The 4,876-nt window shown below is 69.5% G+C and carries 3 protein-coding genes and 3 pseudogenes; 2 read left to right on the forward strand and 4 right to left on the reverse strand.

Annotated features, from left to right (window positions below):
- Both CSW58_RS10140 and CSW58_RS10145 read left to right on the forward strand, forming a co-directional pair.
- Window positions 1-654: pseudogene (locus CSW58_RS10140) on the forward strand (RHO alpha subunit C-terminal catalytic domain-containing protein); the annotation flags it as partial.
- A gap of 111 nt (window positions 655-765) precedes the next feature.
- Window positions 766-1,357: pseudogene (locus CSW58_RS10145) on the forward strand (TetR/AcrR family transcriptional regulator).
- 3 nt (window positions 1,358-1,360) lie between these two features.
- Here CSW58_RS10145 and CSW58_RS10150 read toward each other — a convergent pair.
- The 4 genes and pseudogenes from CSW58_RS10150 to CSW58_RS14100 all read right to left on the reverse strand — a co-directional run.
- A complete protein-coding gene (locus tag CSW58_RS10150; RefSeq protein ID WP_099447207.1) occupies window positions 1,361-1,594 on the reverse strand; it encodes a hypothetical protein in 234 nt (77 codons plus the stop codon).
- 129 nt (window positions 1,595-1,723) lie between these two features.
- Window positions 1,724-2,998, reverse strand: a complete 1,275-nt coding sequence (locus CSW58_RS10155) for an amidohydrolase family protein (protein ID WP_099447208.1) — start codon at window positions 2,996-2,998, stop codon at window positions 1,724-1,726.
- Window positions 2,995-4,329: an APC family permease gene (locus CSW58_RS10160; protein WP_099447209.1), complete on the reverse strand. Its 1,335-nt coding sequence runs from the start codon at window positions 4,327-4,329 to the stop codon at window positions 2,995-2,997. Before CSW58_RS10160 ends, CSW58_RS10155 begins: the two co-directional genes overlap by 4 nt.
- A gap of 205 nt (window positions 4,330-4,534) precedes the next feature.
- Window positions 4,535-4,876: pseudogene (locus tag CSW58_RS14100) on the reverse strand (hypothetical protein); the annotation flags it as partial.

Below are 4,876 nucleotides of genomic sequence, written 5' to 3' on the forward strand. Positions count from 1 at the left end.
ATGAGGACGAGGTCGCGCCCTACCGCTTCGAGGAGCTGCAGCCGATCGGCCGGTCACCCTGCGGCCGCGCGACGTCAACTGGAGAACATCAGCGACAACTATTCGGACGGCCTGCACATCCCGGTGGCCCATCCGGGCCTGACCCGGCTGTTCGGCCGCGGCTACGGGGTCGAGGCGGCCCCCTGGGTCGACAAGATGTGGGGCCAGCTGATCGAGGAGCCCTCGGCCAATCCGTCCGAGCGCCTGTACCAGGACCTTCTGCCCGACGTTGCGCACCTGCCGCCCGAGCGCAAGCGGCTGTGGACCTATTTCAAGCTGTGGCCCAACCAGGCCTTCGACATCTATCCCGACCAGGTGGACTTCATGCAGTTCATCCCGATCTCGCCGACCCAGACGATGATCCGCGAGATCGCCTATGCCCTGCCCGACGCCCCGGCGCGAGATGAAGGCCGCGCGCTATCTGAACTGGCGCATCAACCGTCAGGTCAATGCCGAGGACACCGAGCTGGTCGCCCGCGTGCAGCAGGCATGGCCTCGAAAACCTTCACCGCCGGTCCCCTGGCCGAGACCGAGGTGTCGTTGCGCAGCTTTGGCCGCAAGATGCGGGCCCTGATCCCCGAGGCGCGGTCGCCGCGACCGCCGGAGGGGTGGTGAGAAAGCCCCCTCCGGCCCTCTGGGCCACCTCCCCAGAGGGGAGGATCTGGCGCCCAGATGCTCCCCTCTGGGGAGCTGTCGCGGAGCGACTGAGGGGGTGCGCCTCAACCCATGAGCCGCGCCCCCTTCACCCGTGAAAACCGCCGATGTGCGTCGCCACGACCTGGTCGAGGCGGCCTGCCGGGTGCTGGCCGAGCAGGGCGTGGCGGGCGCATCGGTGCGGGCGATCTGCGCCGAGGCGGGGGTCTCGCCTGGGCTGCTGCGGCACTATTTCGACGGGGTCGACGCCCTGATCGCCGCCGCCTACGAGGCGGTGGGCGACCGGATCGACGCGGCCCTGGAGGCGGCCGTGGCGGCGGCGGGGCCAGCCCCCCGGGCCCGGCTTTCGGCCTATCTGGCCGCCAGTTTCCAGCCGCCGGTGCTGGACCCGCAGCTGCTGGCCACCTGGCTGGCCTTCTGGAGCCTGGTCAAGGTCGACCCCCGCATCGGCGCGATCCACCAGCGCAGCTACGCCGCCTATCGCGCCCGGCTGGAGGAGCTGCTGGCGGCCTGCGCTCCGGGTCTCGACGCCCGCCTGGCGGCGATCGGCCTGACCGCCGTGGTCGACGGCCTGTGGCTGGAGCTGTGCCTGGATCCGAGCGTCTTCACCCCCGCCGAGGCCGAGGCCATCGCCGATCGGCTGCTGGGCGGGTGGCTAGACTAGACGTCAGGCCGCGTGGTTGACCAGGCTGCTGCCCCACGAGGCGCGGCGGGCCTGGGGTTCGGCGACGTGCACCTCGGCCTTGCGGCCCTGGGCCATCATGTGGCGGGCCAGAAGCTGGGCCACGGCCACGGCTTCGGGTTGGCCGCCATAGGAGCCGATCAGCTCGTCCGACTCATTCCAGGTGACATGCCAGACGCCGGCGACGGGACGAACATGGTAGTGATTGACGTCGGCCATGCGACTCTCCTGATACTGTGACACCACCTTAGCTTGTCCATGTGACAGAGCCTTGATGCCGCGCGGCAAGTTCATATTGCACCGCACACAGAATGTCGCGTCAGAAGCGCGGAACCTGGGCCCTCGCGCCTAGTCTTTGACCACCACCCCGCCCTTCATCACCTTGCCGACCTGGGTCAGCACGGCGATATCGGCCAGCGGATCGCCCTGGACCGCGATCAGGTCGGCATAGCAGCCGGCCGCCGCGCAACCGACCTGGCCGCTCTTGCCCATCAGGGCCGCCGAGACCGTGGTGGCCGACTGGATGGCCTGGATCGGGTCATGCCGTAGCGGACCATATAGGGCAACTGCAGGGCGTTCTGGCCGTGCGGATAGACCCCGCGTCGGTGCCATAGGCGATCTTGACCCCGCCTTGACCGCCTTGCGAAAGCCGATCCGCTGAGCCTCGGTGGTCTCGATGTTCTTGCGCAGGGTCTCGGCGGGCCAGCCATGCGCCCTGCCATAGGCGTCGATGAAGTCGCCATTATAGATGTCGGCCACCAGCCAGGCGCCCTTGGCCTTCATCAGGGCGATGCCCTCGTCGTCGATCAGCGAGCCGTGCTCGATCGAGCGCACCCCGGCCCGCACCGCGACCTTGATGCCCTCGGCCCCATGGGCATGGGCGGTGGCGTAGGTTCCGCGACGGGCGGCCTCATCGACGGCGGCCTTGATCTGGTCTTCCGACAGTTCCAGCTGGCCAGGTTCGGTGCCGACCGTCAGCACCGCGCCGGTGGCGATCAGCTTGAGGAAATCGGCGCCGCCCACCAGCAGGGCGCGGGCCGTGTCGCGAGCCTCGGCGGCGTCGCGAACCACCCCGCGCCGCATCTCGGCCGGAATGCCGACATCGGCGGCGATGCCGGTGATCTCGCCGCCGCCGCCCGGGGTGGTGATATAGGCCCCGGCCACCGACATGCGCGGCCCGGGAACCAGGCCCTTGTCGATGGCGTCTCGCAGGGCGACGTCGCTGAAGGCCCGCCAGGAACCGACATCGCGCACGCTGGTGAAGCCGGCCATCAGGGTGGCCCGGGCGTGGGCGGCGCCGATATAGGCCTGCTCGGCCGCCGTGGTCAGCAGCGGCTCGGCGATATTGTCGGTTTGCTCCTGGTCGACCAGGTGGGTGTGCATGTCCATCAGGCCCGGCAGCACGGTGAAGCTGGACCAGTCCAGGACCGGCCCGTCGGTCGGGGCGGCCGTGAACGGGGCGACGGCGGCGATCCGCTCGCCGTCGATGCGGATCAACTGGTCGCTCAGCACCTTGCCGGCCTCGGGATCGACCAGCTTGCCGGCCCGCACATAGTGGACCTGGGCCTGGGCGGCGGGCGCCAGCAGGGCGGCGGCGAGCGCCAGGCCGATCAGGGTCTTCATGGCTGTTCCGGACTTTCCGACAAAGGGGGGTTGGCGAGACGGGCGCGGCGCATCAGCCAATAGACCGGCGCCCCCGCCGCCAGCAGGGCCAGGCCCCAGAGCACGGCGACATGGCCCGCCCCGACCAGGGTCCAGACGGCATAGAGGCCGGCGGCCAGGGCCACCAGGGTCAGGCCGAGGGAGGCGTCGAGCTTGCGGGCCAGTTGCAGCTTCAACACCGCCAGGGCGCAGACCAGATAGGTGAACAGCGAGGCCGTGGTGGCCAGAAGCGCGATGAAGGTGAACAGCTCGGCCATCGACTTGGCGTAGTTGATCGCCACCAGGCCCGACAGCAGGGCCGCCGAGATCAGCTGGGCGCGAACCGGCGTGCCCCAGCGCGAGGTCTTGGCCAGGAAGGCGGGAAAGGTGCCGCCCTTGGCCATGGCGTAGGGCAGCTCGCCCTGCAGCAGGACCCAGCCGTTCAGCGCCCCAAAAGCGCTGATGGCCGCGAAGGCGGCGAGCAGGCGGCCGGCGTCCAGGCCCCAGAACCGGCTGACGAAGTCGGCCAGGGGCGCGTTGGAGGCCTTCAGGGTGTCGGCCGGCATCAACAGCACCACGGCCGAGCAGACGATCAGATAGATGACGCCGGTCACCGCCGTCCCGACCAGGGTGGCCCGCGGGATCGTCCTGGCGGGATCCACGACCTTGTCGGCCGGCACGGTGGCCGACTCCAGGCCGAGCATGGCCCACAGGGTCAGGGCCGAGGCGGCGATCACGCCGCCGGTATTGATGTCGGCGGGCCGGAACGGGGTCAGGACCGATCCGCCCTCGCGGCCCAGGGCCCAGAACGCCAGGCCGATCACCGCGACCAGAGGCAGCAGCTTCAGAACCGTCGTCACCAGCTGCAGCCCGCCGGCCAGCTGGGTTCCCCGGCAATTGACCGCCACCAGCCCCCAGACCAGGGCCAGGGTCGTGGCCGCGTGCAGGCCGGGGATCTGGGCGATCTGCGGGATCAGCACCGACAGATAGCTGGTCGCGCCAGTGGCGATGGCGGCGTTGCCGACCCACAGCGAGATCCAGTAGGCCCAGGCGACGATGAAGGCCGCCGCCGGCCCGAAGGCTTCCTGGGTATAGGCATAGGGCCCGCCGGCCCGCGGAAAGGCCCGGGCCAGCCGGGCGAAGACATAGGCCAGGCACAGGCCGCCGGCGATGGTGATCCCCCAGCCGATGACGGCGTTCCAGCCATAGGGAGCCAGGGAGGCCGGGAGCATGAACACCCCCGAGCCGATCATGTTGCCGACCACCAGGGCCGTGCACATCCAAAAGCCCATGGCCTTGGCGGTTGGTTTCATGCGGGCGCGCCTCGCGAACCGAGCTTTAGCCCGACGGTTTCGGGTCTTGGGCGGTCCAGAACGAAAAAGGGCGGCTGCGTCACCGCAACCGCCCTTCTTGGAGTTCTAGAACTTCTGACCGAACTTGATCCCAGGGTCCGAGGCTGGTTGGGCACGATGTACGGCTTGGCGCCGCAGACCGTCTCAGGACACTGAACCGAGCGGGTCAAGCTGGCCCCTCGTCGTGGCGTTCTTCAGATAGGCCGAAACCGACCAGCCGTTGCGCTCCAGCCCGGCAGAGAAGTCGGCCCGTGGTGTAGCCGTCCTGGCGCCCGACAATGCCGCGCTCCAGGATCCGCAGGTCCGTCCAGCTGCCCGACTGGCTGACGGCGGCGCCCTGCACGAAGGCGTCGAAATCGCCCAGGTGAACTCGTAGCGCACCGACAGATTGCCCTTGAGCTCTTGGGGTGACCGGCAGGATGGTGCCCGAAGGCGCCTCTGGCGCGGCGCAGACCGTCTCGGGATTGCCGTCAGCGTCGGTGAACCCGCAATAGTTCTTGGACAGGGC

Origin of the sequence: Caulobacter sp. B11 (genome assembly GCF_002737765.1) — a bacterium.
Taxonomy (GTDB): domain Bacteria; phylum Pseudomonadota; class Alphaproteobacteria; order Caulobacterales; family Caulobacteraceae; genus Caulobacter.

Coding starts and splice junctions, on each gene's coding strand:
- CSW58_RS10150 (WP_099447207.1), bottom strand. CDS start 1,594: ATGGCCGACGTCAATCACTACCATGTTCGTCCCGTCGCCGGCGTCTGG.
- CSW58_RS10155 (WP_099447208.1), bottom strand. CDS start 2,998: ATGAAGACCCTGATCGGCCTGGCGCTCGCCGCCGCCCTGCTGGCGCCC.
- CSW58_RS10160 (WP_099447209.1), bottom strand. CDS start 4,329: ATGAAACCAACCGCCAAGGCCATGGGCTTTTGGATGTGCACGGCCCTG.